15 protein-coding genes are annotated in these 16,055 nt (G+C 64.3%); all 15 read right to left on the bottom strand.

All coding sequences use genetic code 11. The annotated features are described in order from the left end of the window. Window positions 1–57: 57 nt before the first annotated feature. The 15 genes from QX048_RS20790 to QX048_RS20860 all read right to left on the bottom strand — a co-directional run bounded on the left by QX048_RS20790 (window position 58) and on the right by QX048_RS20860 (window position 15,834). Window positions 58–1,083, bottom strand: coding sequence for an aromatic/alkene monooxygenase hydroxylase subunit beta (locus QX048_RS20790; RefSeq protein ID WP_315826577.1), 1,026 nt, complete (start codon window positions 1,081–1,083; stop codon window positions 58–60). A gap of 21 nt (window positions 1,084–1,104) precedes the next feature. Beyond that, window positions 1,105–1,404 (bottom strand): MmoB/DmpM family protein, encoded by a 300-nt coding sequence (locus QX048_RS20795; RefSeq protein ID WP_315716254.1) that lies wholly within the window; start codon window positions 1,402–1,404, stop codon window positions 1,105–1,107. A gap of 9 nt (window positions 1,405–1,413) precedes the next feature. After that, window positions 1,414–1,794 (bottom strand): Rieske 2Fe-2S domain-containing protein, encoded by a 381-nt coding sequence (locus tag QX048_RS20800; RefSeq protein WP_315826578.1) that lies wholly within the window; start codon window positions 1,792–1,794, stop codon window positions 1,414–1,416. Next, window positions 1,787–2,032, bottom strand: coding sequence for a toluene-4-monooxygenase system B family protein (locus QX048_RS20805; protein ID WP_315826579.1), 246 nt, complete (start codon window positions 2,030–2,032; stop codon window positions 1,787–1,789). The genes QX048_RS20800 and QX048_RS20805 overlap by 8 nt, the downstream gene beginning before the upstream one ends. An 89-nt stretch (window positions 2,033–2,121) precedes the next feature. Continuing rightward, a complete protein-coding gene (locus QX048_RS20810) occupies window positions 2,122–3,606 on the bottom strand; it encodes an aromatic/alkene/methane monooxygenase hydroxylase/oxygenase subunit alpha (protein WP_315826580.1) in 1,485 nt (494 codons plus the stop codon). Between the two features lie 427 nt (window positions 3,607–4,033). Continuing rightward, window positions 4,034–4,357: a 2Fe-2S iron-sulfur cluster-binding protein gene (locus tag QX048_RS20815; protein WP_315826581.1), complete on the bottom strand. Its 324-nt coding sequence runs from the start codon at window positions 4,355–4,357 to the stop codon at window positions 4,034–4,036. A gap of 16 nt (window positions 4,358–4,373) precedes the next feature. Further along, window positions 4,374–5,135, bottom strand: coding sequence for an SDR family NAD(P)-dependent oxidoreductase (locus QX048_RS20820; protein ID WP_315826582.1), 762 nt, complete (start codon window positions 5,133–5,135; stop codon window positions 4,374–4,376). Then, complete coding sequence (locus QX048_RS20825; protein WP_315826583.1) at window positions 5,132–5,746, bottom strand: HD domain-containing protein; 615 nt, start codon at window positions 5,744–5,746, stop codon at window positions 5,132–5,134. Before QX048_RS20825 ends, QX048_RS20820 begins: the two co-directional genes overlap by 4 nt. Continuing rightward, on the bottom strand, window positions 5,746–7,191 hold the full coding sequence (locus QX048_RS20830) for an aldehyde dehydrogenase family protein (RefSeq protein WP_315826584.1): 1,446 nt from the start codon (window positions 7,189–7,191) through the stop codon (window positions 5,746–5,748). The genes QX048_RS20825 and QX048_RS20830 overlap by 1 nt, the downstream gene beginning before the upstream one ends. A gap of 16 nt (window positions 7,192–7,207) precedes the next feature. Further along, complete coding sequence (locus QX048_RS20835; RefSeq protein ID WP_315826585.1) at window positions 7,208–7,810, bottom strand: HD domain-containing protein; 603 nt, start codon at window positions 7,808–7,810, stop codon at window positions 7,208–7,210. Between the two features lie 54 nt (window positions 7,811–7,864). Next, window positions 7,865–9,673, bottom strand: coding sequence for a PEP-utilizing enzyme (locus QX048_RS20840; protein WP_315751484.1), 1,809 nt, complete (start codon window positions 9,671–9,673; stop codon window positions 7,865–7,867). A gap of 43 nt (window positions 9,674–9,716) precedes the next feature. Next, the gene (locus tag QX048_RS20845) at window positions 9,717–10,796 is read right to left on the bottom strand and encodes a PEP/pyruvate-binding domain-containing protein (RefSeq protein ID WP_315751486.1); all 1,080 of its coding nucleotides are present in this window, start codon (window positions 10,794–10,796) and stop codon (window positions 9,717–9,719) included. A gap of 82 nt (window positions 10,797–10,878) precedes the next feature. After that, window positions 10,879–12,135, bottom strand: a complete 1,257-nt coding sequence (locus QX048_RS20850; protein WP_315826586.1) for a cytochrome P450 — start codon at window positions 12,133–12,135, stop codon at window positions 10,879–10,881. A gap of 196 nt (window positions 12,136–12,331) precedes the next feature. After that, window positions 12,332–13,831: a bacterial transcriptional activator domain-containing protein gene (locus QX048_RS20855; RefSeq protein ID WP_315751492.1), complete on the bottom strand. Its 1,500-nt coding sequence runs from the start codon at window positions 13,829–13,831 to the stop codon at window positions 12,332–12,334. Between the two features lie 299 nt (window positions 13,832–14,130). Then, window positions 14,131–15,834, bottom strand: a complete 1,704-nt coding sequence (locus QX048_RS20860; RefSeq protein WP_315826587.1) for a hypothetical protein — start codon at window positions 15,832–15,834, stop codon at window positions 14,131–14,133. Window positions 15,835–16,055: the final 221 nt, after the last annotated feature.

Below are 16,055 nucleotides of genomic sequence, written 5' to 3' on the forward strand. Positions count from 1 at the left end.
CCACGCCATCCTTTCGGCTTGGGCGGTCGGCGCAGCACGCCGACCGCGTCTGCCAGACTACAAGCCGCAATCCGCGATCAGCCTCGCCTGGGCCGTCATGGTCCGCTCCAGGATCGCCCGTGCATCGTCGGCACCGGGCGCGGCCGAAAGTGCCTCGCTGAGGCCGCGCGCGGCGCGCTCGCCGAGCGGCATCCACTTCGCGACCCACTCCCGCAGCAGAACCGCATGCTCCGGGACCTTGCCGGTGGCGTAGCGCACCAGGGCCTTGGTGGTCTCGACGGCATAGGCTTCGTCGTAGTTGCGGAAGTCGTCGTGCAGCAGCGCCAGCAGGTCATCGTCGTTCGTGCGCGCCAGATCGGCGATCTCGCGGTTGAAGGCGTGATCGAAGATCGGCCGCAGCACCAGATTGCGGGAGACGAACGCTTCGCCCCAATCGTAGGCGATCAGCTGCTTCTCGATCAGCTCGCGCAGGCCCTGCCATTGCGGCGCCTGCGTCCAGACGGTACGGGCAATGTTGCTGTCGGCGAGCTCCGGGCGGCCGGTGTCGAGCGCGAGCGCCTTGGCCAGATAGGCCTGGCGCTGCACCCGCCGCATCTCGTTGCCCATCTGGAAGTAGAAGGTGTTGGTCACGAACGCCGACGGCGCCATCTGCGCGACATAGGCCGCGCTCATCTGCATCGCGTGTCCCGGGAAACGCACCGGCAGATAGGCCTGGCCGAGGAAGTCGAGCCACGGCGCAGACAGCTTGCGATAGCTGTCCTGGCGCTCGAACTCGTCGATCAGGTTGTCGCAATAGACCTCGCGATCCTTCTGGTCAGTGACATAGCGGCGATAGGTGTAGGTGAGGGGATCGCGATAGCCCTCCCAATCGTCCAGCGTGAGCCTCGAGCCTTCGCGATTCCTGAGATAGAACTGGTTGATCGACCAGTTCTCGGACAGCTCGAACGGTGCCGGCGCGCGGCGGAAGTGGCTGTGGAACTTGTAGGTGACGGCCTCGTATTCCGACGGCAGCCGGCGCTCGGTCCACAGGCTCCAAGTCTTCTTCTGCTTGCGCGCAGCCGACTTCGCGGTCATCGCGGTCATGACGTATCCTCCCGGAATTTGTTATGTGTGGATGGTCCAGACCCATTCGTCGTCCATCGACTCGAGCCGTCCGCCGAACGACACCAGGCTCGGCTCGATCTCGGCAAGCCGGAATGGCCGCCCCAGCGCCGCCTGCATGCTCTTCTGCGTCAGGCGGAAATTCCGGTCGGCCTGGACGCGGACATAGCCGCCGCGGTCCTCGATGACGATCTCGACGTCCGGATTGTCCTGCTCGCTCGCCGCGATCACGGCGTCGATGATGTCCTCGTCGACGCCCCTGATGACGGGGCCGACCAGTTTCGGTGCTGCTGTCGTGGTCATGGGCTTGTCCTATGCGTCCTGCTCGGTCTTGTGGCGGAGGCGGCGCAGCCGTCCGTCGTTGGGCACGCCGACCAGAATCGCTTCGCCGTCCTTCTTCACCGCGTAGCGGAAGAGGCGGCAGTCGCGCGGGTTGAGGCCGCGGCCGTCATCCATGCTGAACTCCCACTCATGGGCCGAGCAGGTGATGGTACCGGCTTCGAAATCGACCTTGCCGTCCGCCAGCAGGATCTCCTGGTGCGGGCACATGCCCTGGAAGCAACGCAACTCGCCGCCAGGAAGGTGCATCACGATCACTTCCTCGCCGTCGACCTCGACGCCGATGAAATCACCTTCCCAAAGGTCGTCCAAGGTCGCGACCTGCCTCCACGTCACGTCGGCGTCGTCAGACATAGGCCACCTCGATCCAATCCATCGGCTGGATTCCGGACTGCGCCACCGTCATCGCGGACGGCAGCTCGCGACCGTTGTGGTAGACGCATTTCGACGCGTTCTTCTCGGCGACGCGCAGTCCGACCGCGTGCTGGGCGACCTTGTCGGCCACGATGCTCATGCTATCGCCGTCGTCGACGGGGATCAGCAGGACGACGAAGTCGCCGCGGAAGTTGGCTTGGAGCGGGAACAGGGCCACGCTTACCTCCCAGATTTGTTGTTATATCTGTGGTCGTGTCGGGTGGTGCGTCGCTCGTAAGCGGCGCCTGTCAATTCATGCTGGGCGGATCATTCGGCCGCGAGGCGAGACGCGCCATTCCAGGCGTAGCTCTGCGCGTCATTGCCGGCGACATCGGGCGTGATGCCCATATATTGCAGCGCGCCTTCCAGGGTCGGCGGCTGGATGTGTCCGGCCAGGAAACGGTCCACGATCGAGAGATGGGTGTCGTAGCGCTCGGGCTGGCTCTTCCACACCCATTCGCAGACTTCGCAGCAGAAGTTCAGCTTGCGACCGTTGTGCGTGGTGATCCGCGGCGCCTGGCCGATGCTCGGGCTGCAGATCGGAATGTGGCAGCAGTTGCAGACGACCGGCAGCGTCGCCGGATAGGTCTTTTCGATCTGGCCCGTGCGGACATTGTCGCCGATCACGTCCCACAGCTTGCCGAACCGGTCGTTCCAGCCGGGATATTTCTGCTCGAGCCAGTCGCGCTCGGCCGCGGACACGCCCGCATCGGGATTCCACCACACGGTCGGCCGCCAGAACCAGACGCCCATGTGATAGGCGTGATGGACCCAGTCGAGCTCGGGCAGGAAGTGCTTTTCCCAGTACCATGGCACGTTCATGCCGAGGTCCTTGAACTGGTCCATGAACTGCCGGCAGATCCAGTCCTGCATGAACTCCTTGAACGACATCGTCCGGCTTTCCAGCGGCGTGTAGTAGTCCATGGAGATGCCGGTCAGCAGCGCGAACAGCTTCCACGACCGCCAGAACATCTGGTCGACCATCTTCTGCGCCTCGGCCTTCTTGCCGTTGTTGATCATGATCTTCAAGGTCGGCTCGCCCTGCTGCGAATGCCGCGCCTCGTCGGTCTGGATCGAGGAAATCAGCGCACCGAACTCGATGTCGCCGACATGCAGCGCATCCGAGGCCATGCCGAGGAACTGCAGGTTGGTGAAGCCGGTCTCGAAGGTGAAGGTCAGCTGGATCGCCGTCGACACCGCATCATTGGCGGTGAACATGTCGTCGAACAGGCTGCGCGCCGCGATCACGCCCCACTCGTTGGTGTGCATCGCCTTGTGGGCCCAGTCGAATTGCGGGTCCTTTCCGAGCAGGCAATAGGGGAAGTAGATCTGCGCCTGGCCGTGGCGGCATTCGTCGAGGGTGCCGAAGGTGGCCATGTTGCGCCAGGCAGCAGCGCGGCCGAACCGGGCCATGCGCGCCTCGCCGATCGAGGCGAAATATTCCGGAACCGGAATGGCGCCGTAATGCGCCTTGATCGCCGACTTCCAGCCGGCATCGAGATTGTCATACAAATTGGAGCGCGCAATCGTCGAGCGGATCGAGTAGATGCCGTCGTCCTTGCCGGCCTGGTTATGGACGTACTCGCGATAGGTCAGCTTGTACGGCTCGTCCCAGCCCCACCACTGCTCGCCATGGATGCCGAAGCTCTTGGACAGCTTCTCGGGAAAGACCTCCTCCTCGCTGACATAGGAGAAGGCCCAGTTCATGTCGCGGGCCGTGTCGTAATAGTCCCGCCGCTGCAGCTTCGGCATGCGTTGCTCCTCCCGAGCTCTGTGATCGCGTTCGTTGCTCTTCGTTGCGGTCCGCTGCCGCCCTTGAACGGGCGAACGTTGTGCGGCGCGTGGCGATGGCGTACGAGTCAGGCGGTTAGACCTGATAGATCGTCGCGCGATGTTGTAGGATCCAGTGTAGGCCGCATTCTTTGGTTTTTCTTTAGGCCGCGGGTGCGCATGAACATCGGGCGTATTCGGGCGCGATTGTGAGCGTAGTCGACCGCATTCCTGCTGCTGCGCAAGCGACGAGATGACGCGATGCGAAGGGAAAGCGGCGGCGAGGATCGGCGCGGCCGTATCGACCAAGCGGGTCGATCTGTTCAAGCGAGCAGCTCGATGCCCGTCATCGTCCCACCGCCGATGATGCGTGCGGCGTGATCAAAGACCGGTGCAACCCTCCGGCCGTTCAGCGGCTGAGGCCGACGACCTGCAGCACCAGACCGTCGAGCGCGTCGGTGATCGAGATCTGGCACGCGAGGCGGCTCTCCGGGCGCACGTCGGCGGCCTCGAATTCGAGCAGGTCGACCTCGATGTCGCCGGCGGGGCCGACGCGCTCCAGCCATGCCTTGTCGACGTGGCAATGGCACGTGGCGCAGATGCAGGACCCGCCGCATTCGCCGATGATGCCATCGACACCATTGCGCTTCGCCGCCTGCATGGCGCTCTCGCCGGGCTCGGCCTCGACAAGGCGCACGGTGCCGTCCGTCTCGATGAAGGTGATTCTGGGCATGGGTCGTTGCGTGTCCCTAGATGAACTGCCGGCCGCCGTCGATGATCAGGGTCTGACCGGTGATGAAGGCCGCGGCCGCCGACGCGAAGAACAGCGCGCCGCCGACCATGTCGTCGACGTCGGCCGCGCGCTTCAGGGCTCCGCGGGACACGCCATATTCGGCGGCGTTCTCCATCAGGCCGAGGCTGGCCTCGGTGAGCGTGAAGCCGGGCGCGATGACGTTGACCGTGATCTTGTCGTCGCCGAGCTCGCGCGCCAGCGCACGCGTCATCGCAATGACGGCGCCTTTCGACGAGACGTAGTGCAGCCACATCGGCGAGCCGCTCATGACGGTGGCCGACGAGACGTTGACGATCGCGCCACCGCCAGCGCGTCGCAGCAGTGGCGCGGCCGCCTTGCTCATCATCCACACGCCCTTGATGTTGACGCGCATCACCCGGTCCCACTCGGCCTCCGGGATTGCCTCGAAGCCGCGGCGTTCGAGCCCGGCATAGATCGCGGCATTGTTGACCAGCACGTCGAGGCCGCTCATGCGCGCCAGCGCGAATTGCGCCAGCGCCGCGGTGGACGTCTCGTTCGCGACGTCGACCTCCGCCGCGTGCGCCTTGCCGCCGCGGTCGCGGATCAGCCGCGCGGTGTCGTCGGCGCCGCCGAGACGGATGTCGGCGGCGACGACCTCGGCACCGGCCGCAGCAAAGGCGAGCGCGAATCCGCGGCCCAGCCCGCCGGCCGCGCCGGTGACGATGACGCGCTTGCCTTGCAGTTGGATCGGACTCATGTGGCAACCTCGATGTGCAGCAGATCCGCCATGAACGCAGACGCCGTGCCCTCGGCGATCAGCGCCCGGGCCATGGTGGTGCCGGCCTCGGTCAGCATCGACGGCAGCACGAAGCTTTCCAGCATCGCGAGCGTCTCCTTCGGCGGCGTATCGAACCAGCCGCCGATCGTCGCGACCCCATGGCCGGTGAAGCGCCATAGCTTGTCGGCGTCCTTCATCAGCGCATCCTCATGCGAGATCGCCGTCTTTCGGGTGTCGTGGCCGTCGATGATCGCCAGGATGGTCTCGACTCTTAGCCCGGGGATCGCCAGCCGTGCGAACGCCTCGGCTGCGATCTTCACGCCTTCGATCTCGTGGGCACGTTGCAGCTCGGGATATCTGGGATTGGGGCCGACGGCGGCGGCGAGCTGCTCGGGCGGGAACTTCTTCCAGCCGACGTCGTGCATGAGGATCGCCGGCAGCACCACGGCGGCGTCCGCGTCGGGATGGATCCGCAGCAGCGCCTGGCCGAGACGATAGGAGATCAGCGTATGCTCGTCGTTGGAGCGGACGTCCAGCCACGGCCGCGCCGCGAGCCAGATCGGCAGATCCTGTTCGCGCAGAAAATGCATCAGCGCAGCTCCGCGTCGTAGGTGAGATAGATGGTCTTGTATTCGAGATAGTCCTCGATGCCGTAGCGGCCCTTCTCGCGGCCGATTCCGCTCTGCTTCATGCCGCCGAACGGCGCGCGCTGGTTCGAGCGCTGGATGTCGTTGACCCACACGGAGCCCGCTTCGAGGCGCTCGGCCAGGGTCAGTCCTGTCGCCAGGTTGCGCGAGAACACGAAGGCGGCCAGTCCATAGACCGTCGCATTCGCGAGCCGCAGCGCCTCGGTGCGATCGTCGAACGGGGCGACACCAAGCACGGGGCCGAACGTTTCCTCGGTCATGACGAGCGCGGAGGGGGGCGCATCGGCGATCACGGTCGGCGGCAGGAACCAGCCCTTGTCGTAGAGTCCGCCCGTCAACCGAACGCCGCCGGTCAGCACGGTTGCGCCATTGGCACGGGCATCGGCGATCTGACGCTCGCTGTTGCGGTATATCTTCTCGTTGATGAGCGGTCCCAGCGCGCAATTCGAGGTCAGGCCGTTGCCGACGTCGAGCTGCGCGACCTTGTCGGCGAGCGCAGCGAGAAAGGCCGCGTAGATGGGGCGCTCGACATAGACGCGATTGACGCGGTAGCAGAACTGGCCGGAATTGGCGAAGGCGTGACGGGCGATCGCAGCCGCGGCGGCGCCGATATCGGCGTCGGCGCAGACGATGGCCGGGCACTGGCCGCCGAGCTCGAGGGTGACGCGCTTCATCGTTCCGGCTGCAGCAGCAGCGATCGCCTTGCCGGCCCTGGTGCCGCCGGTGAACGCAATCTTGCGCGGCGTCGGATGCGCGATCATCTGCATGCCGAGGTCAGGGCCGCGACCGGTCACGGCATTGAAGCAGCCGTCCGGAAACCCAGCGGCCCGAAAGAGTTCAGCGAGCCGCAAGGTCGACAGCGGCGTGTCCTCGGCGGGCTTGGCGACGACGGTGCAACCGGCCATCAGCGCGGCGCCGAGCTTGAAGCAGAGCAGCGTCACCGGATAGTTGAAAGGCGTGATCGCGACCACGACGCCGACCGGCTCGCGTGTGATGACGATCTTTTCGCCGGCCACACCCGTCAGCGGCATCTCGGCGTGCAGGCGCAGGCCTTCCTCGGCATAGACGTCGAGCAGTTCTGCCGAGCGCTGAATTTCGCTGACGGCTCCCGCCAGCGGACGGCCAAGCTCCCTGGTCAGCAGGCGACCAAGCTCACCGGCACTCTCGCGCATCAGCCGCGCCGCGTTCCTCTGCAGGCGGGCGCGCTCTGCCACGGGCGTCGTTTTCCACGATTGGAATGCGATGTCGGCTGCGTTGATGGCGGCATCGACATCCGCGCGCCCAGCCTCCGGGACGCTGTCGACCGTCTCGCCCGTTGCCGGATCGACAACGTCGAAGGTCGCTCCGCTTTGGGCTGCAACCCAGCGGCCATCGATGAACATGTCCATGTCCGCGACCTCTCGTTCAGATCAGGTCGAGCATCAGCGCGGCTCGGGTCTCGCCCAGCGCCTCCTCAGCCATGAGTCGTCCGGCTTCAGTCTCGAGCACGGCGAGCTGCGCCGTCAGGCGCGACGCATATTGGCGCGGCGTCATCTTGAACCAGTCGCAGGCCACCGCAACGCCGGTGGTCGTGTAGCGCCACAGCTTGTCGGCGTCGCGCACGATCCGGTCGTTCAGCGAGCGCGGGTAGGGGCGAGTGTCGTGGCCGTCGATGATCTCGCCGACCGCGACGATGATGTCCTCCGGCCAATCGGCCTGTTCGAGGACTTCGCGTGACATGCGGACGCCTTCGCTTTCGTGGAGAAAGCGCACATCGGACTGCATCATGTTGGGACCGAATCCCTTCTCGATGATGTCCTTCATGTCGATCGTGTACCAGCCGATGTCGTGCAGGATGATTGCGAGCGAAACGATGTCCTCGTCTGCGTCCGGATATTGAGCGAGCAGCTTGCGCGCATAGGCATAGGACAGGGGAATGTGGACGTCGTTCTTGCGCGCGCGCATGTACGGCTCGCTGATGCGCCAGACTTCGTCATAGCGGTTGCCGACATCGGACCTATCGAGCATTGCAATGTTCCATATGCGGAGAGAGGCCGGCGCCGCCGGCCTCTCTCGATTGGGTCAGGACAGGATGGTCACTTCGCCGGTCGAGCCGTTGACGCGCAGCATCTGTCCGTTCTTGATCGAGGAGCTGGCGCGTCCCGTGCCGGTGACGGCGGGCAGCCCGTATTCGCGGCACACGATCGCGGCGTGGGACATCATGCCGCCGATGTCCGTGACGATCGCGTTGATCTTGCCGAAGATCGGTGCCCAGCTCGGCGCTGTGACCGGCGCAACCAGAATCTCGCCCTGCTGGATCTGGCCGAGCTCATCGGCGGAGCGCACCACGCGAGCGCGGCCCTCGACGATGCCGGGGGAAGCGGCCATGCCGGACAGCTTGGTGGTGTTGGCGGCGCCATCGAGCCAGCGGCCGATGCTCTCCGTGGTGATGCCCCACAGCATGATCGTGAACGGCTCGGTGATGACATCGGGCGGATTGTTGAGCGCGGGCTGCGGCGGCGTCGTCGCGAGCGCAGCCAGGATCTTTTTCCGCCGCTCGATCTCGGGCGGCCAATAGGTCGGACCGATCGCCGGTGCGCCAACGGCCCAGCCGTTGCCGTAGTCGAACAGCGCGTCGCGGACTTCCTGACGGTTCAGATAGAACAGGTCGTCGGCGTCCTTCCAGAAGCCGGCATCGCGGAAGATGGCGCCGAGCTCACGCATCTTGCGCCAGAATACGCTCATCGACCAATGCTCGATGTAGAAATTGTGGTTCTCGACATAGGGGAACACGGTCCGGGCGAGCCCGAGCTTGCCCTCGAAGGCTGCGCGGGCGTCGGCATCGAGCATCTCGGCATATTCGGACGTGATGCGGTCGCGCTCTTTGGCAATGGCCTCCGTCGGCCGGTCGATCTCCTCTCCCCGCTGCACGCGGACGACGTAGTCCCTGACATAGCCGAGCGGGATGTCGAGATGCTCGATCCAGTACTTGTCGGTCGAGTAGAAGCCGTTGCCGGAGGTGAAGTTGAACCAGGGATCCTGCGCCTCGTTCCAGGCCGTCAGCCATTCGGCGCCGTTCGGCGCACGGCCGACCGCAGCCAGCGCCTCGTCGACCGATCCGCTCTTCAGGGCATCGGCGACACCGAGCTTCACGGCGAGCTTGGCGAGCTTCTTCAACTCGTCGTCCGGACGGAACAGGTCGACTTCCACGCCCTGCACCATCTTGGCGATCGCCTGATCGGGAATGGTGGGGAATTGCCCCTTCATGAAGCTGAAGAAGTCGAGATAGGCCGCGTAGCCGAGATTCAGGAACTCGAAATGGTACTGCCAGGTCTTGTAGAGCAGCTGGATCGCCCGGTCGTAGGTCTCCATCAGCGCGTAGGTGTTGTCGAGGCCGACACCGGCCGTGATCCACTCCAGCGGCACGGCTTCGGGCAGCGGCTCGAAATTGAGCGCCTCGAGATCGGCGATGTTGGCGCGGACCTTCTTGTCCCAGTTCGCCAGCAGGCGGTCCCAGTTCTGGAAGTAGTAGCCGGCGCGCTCCATGAAATGCGGTACGCGACCAGCGATCAGCTCGGGCGCCACCGCCACCGGGCTCATGTAGCAATAGCCATTGTGGATGCGGTACTCGACGCCGTTCGCCGGCGGGATCAGATAGTGCCGCGTGTTGTACTGGCCGAGACACTTGACCGCGAACTCCACGGTGACGGCGTCGAACGGCTTGAACGGGCTCGGCCAGTGCTGCGAGTCGCAGAACCAGAACTTGCCGTCCTCCTTGTCGCGCAGGCTGTTCTGGAACTGGAGATAATAGGGATAGAGCTTCTCCCAGCCCTCGGCGCCGACCGGCGTCTTCAGGTCATAGGGACTTGGGAATTTCGCATGCGCCGTCATTGTCGTTTCCCCTCGGTTTCTCTGTTGCTTGTTGTCGTGATGCTCACCGCTTGGCCTGGACCGGGGCCAGCAGCGTTCCAAGTACACCCGCAATCCCGGTCTCGTAGATCGCGGTCGACTGCTTCTTCTTCTGGCTCCAGACGGTCTCCGGCCGGCTCTGCAGCGCCACGAGGTTCTCGTCTTCAGGGAGATCGGCGTCGATCGCCCATTCGACGTCCTGCGGACAGCCCATGCTGCGCTCGAGCGACTTGGCGAGCCTGGCGACGGCGAGCACCTGGGCATTGGTCAGGGAGGGCAGGGTGCGGCGCTCCGGCGCGATTACGCGCTCGACGGTCCGGCGCTCGGCGCGATCGGCGACGAGTTCGAAATCCTTCTCGGCGATGCGGTGCTTGATGACCTGCAGAAGCACCTTCTCGACGACGAAATTGTCGGGCGTGATTTCGCCGGAGACCACCGGCTCACCGAGCCCGAAGGCGGAATCGATCACGATCTTGGTGCGGTCGCCGTTGATCGGATCCAGCGTCATCGCCACGCCCGCGGCGGCGGCGTTGACCATCTTCTGGACGCCGACCGACATCAGCACGTCGATCTGGCCGAGCCCGTTCTCGGCACGGTAGGAGATCGCGCGCGCGTTGAAGAGGCTGGCCCAGCACGCCTTGACCTTCTCGACCACGGCGTCCTCGCCGACCACCCAGAGATAGGTATCCTGCTGGCCGGCGAAGCTGGCGTCAGGCAGATCCTCGGCGGTTGCCGACGAGCGCACCGCCACCGGCAACTGACCGTCGGGCGACATCCGGCGATACGCCTCGCGGATCGCCTGCTCGACCGCGCCCGGCATCGGCTGCGCCATGATTGCGTCGCGGATCTCGTGCGACAACTTCTCTTCGTCATCGACATCGTCGAGCACGATCCGCGACAGGCGCTCGCTGATCGTCGCCTCGAGTCCGTTGCTTCGAAGATGAAGGGCGTAGGCGTCGGTCGCGACCGCAAATCCCGCAGGAACGCGCACGCCCTGTGCGATCATGCGCGCCAGGCTCGCGCATTTGCCGCCGATGCGCGGGAAGTCGTCCTCGCGTGCGTCTTCGAACGGCACGATGAAGGATGCGGCTGCGTTGGCGCCCATGCGTCTGTTCCCCACCTTATGGCCCGGATCGGCTCCGGACTTGTTGTTGCTTGTGAAACGCGGTCCAATGACGATCGTCGTGTCAGGCCACGTCCCATTCGATCCGAAGCGCTGTCGGCACGCGGAACGAGATGTTGTGAACGAAGTCGATGGTCTGGTCGGCAGCGAGCCGGAGACCAGGAAGCCTGCGGGTCAGCTCGCCGAGCGCGATCGCGAACTCGATTCGGGCCAGCTGCTGGCCGACGCAGGTGTGAATGCCGTAGCCGAAGGCCAGATGGCTTCTCGCGTCGGTGCGCCGGACGTCGAAACGGGTCGGCGCGGAGAACACCGCCTCGTCGCGATTGGCGGAGCCGATGAGCAGGAGGATATTGGAATCCTTCGGTACCGTCACGCCGCCGATCTGGGTATCCTTCAGGGCGCGCCGGCGCCAAGCCACGATCGACGGGCTGAAGCGCAAGCACTCCTCGACCGCATTCGGAATGAGCTGCGGCTCGGCGATGATGGCTTCCCAGTTGTCGCGCCGCTGCAGCAACTCGCGCATGCCGTTGGCCATCAAGGTCGTCGTGGTCTCGTGGCCGGCGAACAGTGCGCTGTAGAGAACGCCGGCGATCTCCTCGTCGCTGATCTCGGCGCCGTCCTTCTGGAGTCGGACCAGATCGCCCGGCAGATCGTCGGTCGGATCGTCGTGGCGCTGACGCACCAGCGCGCGGCAGTAGGTCCAGTATTCGACCATGTTGCGCGCATGCACGATCTGCTCGTCGTCGCTGAGGTCGCCCCAGGTCAGCAGCGCGCGGCTCACCGCCCACGACTTCACGCGCGGCACGTCCATATTGGGAATGCCGACCAGCTTGAACAGCACCAGCGCCGGCACATCATAGGCGAACTCGCGGAAGAAGTCGGCATGTCCGCGATCGGCGAAGGCATCGATCGCCTGGTTGACGATCGCCTTGATCTCCGGCTCGATCGCCCTGAACCGACGCGGCCCGAAGCAGCCCTGGACCAGCTTGCGGATGCGGGTGTGATCGGGCGGTACCCGCGCCGACAGGCCGGAATAGGCGGTGAAGCCGCCCTCGCGCATGATGCGCTTGCCTTCCTCGCACATCGGGCGAAGCGGGGCCTGGGCGTTCTCCGAGGAGAATGTGCGCCAGTCGTCGAACACGGCCTTGATGTCGGCGTGGCGCGCGACGACGTAGTATTTCAGCTCGTCGGAGAAGAAGACCGGCGCCTCGGCGCGGGCCCATTCATAGAACGGGAACGGATCGCGCATCTCGAAGGGATCGAAGTCTTTGGCGGCGTCGCTATAGGGGCACCGCGCCAGCTGAGCTGCCGAACCTGGCATGTCGTCCTCCCATTCGCCGCCTTTGCCGGCGACGTTGTCATGGGCTCACTCTAAGCGGCGGCCTTTGGGTTTTCTTTAGCCCCTAACTCTATGGCAAATTGAGATAAATCGTCAATTCTGCTGGCGGCGGCACCCCCATGGCGCATGGCTTGGCCGGCAAAGGTCGCGTGACCGAGCCGGTCGCGAACGAGCGGCCTCACGCCGTGAGCTTGCGGTGCAGCTCCTGAAGCGAGGCGCTCTTCGGCCGGTTGTCGAAATGCTTGAGCGAGTCGAGGTACAGCTTGAACTGGCGGTCGATCGCCTCGCGTCGGCCTTGCGCCTTGAACACCTGCATTGCCTCGGCATGCGCCATCTCGCACAAGGGGTCGATCGCCAGCGCCTTCTGGCAATGCGCGAGCGCGGCCGAGTGGTCGTTGCGTTCGAGATAGATCCGTGCCGCGTCGCGTTGCACCTTGAAGAACATGTCGCGCAGCCAATAGCGCTTGCTCCAGCACCAGTCGCGCTCGCCATCGTCGGCGTACTCGACCGGAATGTCCTCGAACAGGTCTCCGGTGTACAGACGGTCCGCCGCCTGCAGACAGATCAGCGCCTCGTCGCTCGCGCCGGCCTTGATGTGACCCTGGGACTGACGGCAGAGCTGTTCGAAGGTCGAGATGTCGAGCCAGCTGCGCTCCGGGGGAACCAGCACGTAGCGCGATCCCTCGCGCCGGACATAGTTGCGCGTCTCGTCGCGTCCGTTGGGCTGGCCGAGCGCCAGCCGCAGATAGCGCACGGTGTGATAGAGGCGGTTACGCGCAGCCTCAATGTCCTCGGCGTTGGGCCAGAGCAGATCCGCAAGCTCGTCGGTGGCTGCGCCATGGCCGCCCTTCTGCAGCAGATAGGCGAACAGGGTCTTAGTCTTGCGGGTCGCTCCGCCGGGCGGGTCCCAGTTCACCTGGCTGCCGTCGTTGCGATAGATCCGCAAGCGTCCGAAGCAGCGGATCTTCCAGCGGTCGCGGCTGTCGAGATGAACTGTACTGGGCTCTTCCGCCGATCGTCGCAACAGCCACATGGGGTCGGCGCCTTCGGCTGCGTGCAGCGCGGCCACCGATGTCCCGATCCGCAACTCCGGCGCGATCGCGCCGAGCCAGAAATCGACCTGCTCGCGCAATGCGCCGCGCGTCTGCAGCCGCGACGGCAGCCAATGCGGATTGTCCACGAGTCCGGCGCTGGTGAGGATCTGCGGATGGCCGCGCAGCGCGACGAGCAACTGCTCGTCGATCAGCACCCGGCGGTTATAGAGAGAGGCGATCGAGACCTCGGACTGCTGGGTGAGCGTTTCCGCAAGTGCGGGCCAACCCTCGAAATTGGCCGTCGCCGAGTTGGTCTCGAGGCCCCAGCTCATGTCGACGACGAGCAGGGCAGGACCTTGTTTGCGGGTTGGTGCCACCCACCTCTCGATTCGGCCTGCGACATCTCGAAACGAGATCGGCACCCGCAGCAGCGCCATCTCGACAAAGCTCTTGCCCTCGACGAATCCGGTCTTGTTGATGCGCTTTGCGAGCTTCTCGACCCGCGCGACCGCGTTGACGTCCGCCGCGATCACGAAGATCCGGCAGGGCTGTGCGACAGTCTGGTAAAGCTTGAAGAAGTCCGCAAAAAGAAGCTTTTGCTGCGTCGCGAATAGCGCGAGGTTGACACAACTATTCTTGGTCATGGGTACTCACCCGCGGCAACCCCATTGCAGTCAGCAGACTGGAGGTAGTCTAAGAGCGGCCGCCGGAAGGTTTCAAGGCCCTGTTTCGCGAGCATTCCTGCAAGCTGGCGAGATCCAGAAGCCGTGAAATGCGGCAGCGAAATGAATCGCTTTCAGCGACGATGCATGTTCGGGTTTGCGGGAACGAGATGCGGATTGAGCACGCCAGCGGAGCTGATTGCCTCAACGCGAGGCTCCTCTAGACCGTCAGGCGCTCGTGGATTGCCGCTCCATGGTCTCTCGGATGAAGTGTGACGCCGCTAGAACTGTCGGGCTGGCAGCGAGTTGATGATTGATGTTCGATGGAGGCCAGCCGCGGGGTAGGCTTTATCCCTCAGCTTGTCATATGAGAAGTCCGGCTCCGTTGTCTGCAGCTTGCGAACCATCTCGAAAGAAAGCTCACGGTGCCCATTATGGGCATAGAGAGCTGACAAATATCGCAAGGGTGGAGCAAAGGTCGGAGCAAGAGCATGGCTGGCTTCTGCAAGATGGACGGCCTTGTCGAGTTCTCCCGCCATGGTCCCCGCAATGCAGCTCAGGGCATCGAGCTGAAAACGGAAAGGCGCCGCACCAGCGATCGTACGGGCAAGCAATGTGTGCTGGAAGCCGTCCTCTGGTTTGCCGAGATAGCTCTTTGCGATTCCCAGGCAGGCCCAGGCGATCGGGTTGGCGTGGTTCAGTTGAATGGCTCGCTCGGCCAGCTCATAGGCGGCAACGTACGAGCGTCGCATCATGGAATGGACATGCGCGCTCAGGCCAGCAACATAGGAGTTGTAGGGTTCGAGCTCCAGCGCCCGGTACATCAGATCGAAAGCCTCCGCCTCAAGCGTCTGGCGGCAGTTGAATTGGCGCTCGGCGAGCATGAAGGTGCGCAAATAGGCGCGCCACGCGAGATAGATGCCGCGTGGCTCGGCCGCGAAAGCAGCCGCGAACAGCTTGTCGGCGGACTCGAAGTTGGCTCTGCCAAGTCGAAACAGGCGCAGGATACCAGCATAGCATAGATGGGAGGCAGACCTCGGAGCGCCATCCTTGATATGAGCGAGTTGATCGACGGCGAAGTTGACCACCAGATTGATGGTTCTCATCACATTGGTGTCGTTCAGGTCGAGCGTACCCTCGCCGTTGATCTGCAATGTCGACGACCATGCCAGCGTGTTGGCAGGGCGCTGCAACAGCGCGAGCCGAACGATCTTGCTCGTGTCAGATCCGAACACATCAGAACGCAGGGAGAGCGTGCCGGCCGAGGAGCCATCGTCACCAATCGAGCCATCGCCAGGCAAAGTGTCCGCCGGCCAGGTCGCCGACGCGCTCATGTCGCGCCGGTCTTGGATCGTGGCTACGCCCAGTTCCTTGATCGTCTTGGCGATGGAATCGACGAGGCTGTCCGTCACGACCGCAGTATCCGACGGGCCTGTCCGGCAGCCGGGGATCAGGACGATTCGGTTTCGCGAGGGCCGCTCATCGGCGGGCTGCAGGTGCGCTGCAAGGTCGGTCGCGAGATTGGCGGCGTGGCGGAGGTCAGGCGACGGCGCGACGTGCATCTGGAATCGCGCACGCTCCTCGCGCAGCCAATCCTCGAACTCCTCCTCTGCAATGTCAAAGCCTTCAAGAAGCTCACCTTGGGGAGGCGCCATCTCCTGCTGCGGTGACGCGGTAGCGTAACGGGCGATGTCGGTCTCAAATAGCTTTGGATCGAGCGAAATGACGAAGCTGTCGGCGCACAGCAGGGAGCGGCAGTCGGCCAGCGCCTTGCGGATTTCGGTCAGGCTTTGGCGAAGGCTGGCCGCGCCCTGCTCCTTGCCGCGGCTCCCCCAGAGCCTGTCCTGGATCCAGACCCGCGACCGCTTGTGCTCACGCGCCAGCGCCAACATCGCAATGAGGGCGCAAGCCTTGCGTCCTCTAGGCGTGCAATCCTCGCCAGAAGCCTTGACCACGCGGAACGGACCAAGAAGCTTGATCAGCAATTTTGGATCGGAGCTCACATTCGTCGCCCACAACCATGATGTAATCAGTCGTGAAAATACGGAAACCAATGATTGAGTAGTGAAGTCTCCAACACCCTTGCTGTCAACGTGAAAAATCCGTGAAACGCCGTCATTTCGAAGGCCGGCGGCTTGACCGCGCGTGCCGTCAAAACGACCATTCAGTGGTAACGGGCGGAGCAGTCCGCCGGGCCAGGCAGGGA

Origin of the sequence: Bradyrhizobium sp. SZCCHNS30572 (assembly GCF_032484415.1) — a bacterium.
Taxonomy (GTDB): Bacteria; Pseudomonadota; Alphaproteobacteria; order Rhizobiales; family Xanthobacteraceae; genus Bradyrhizobium.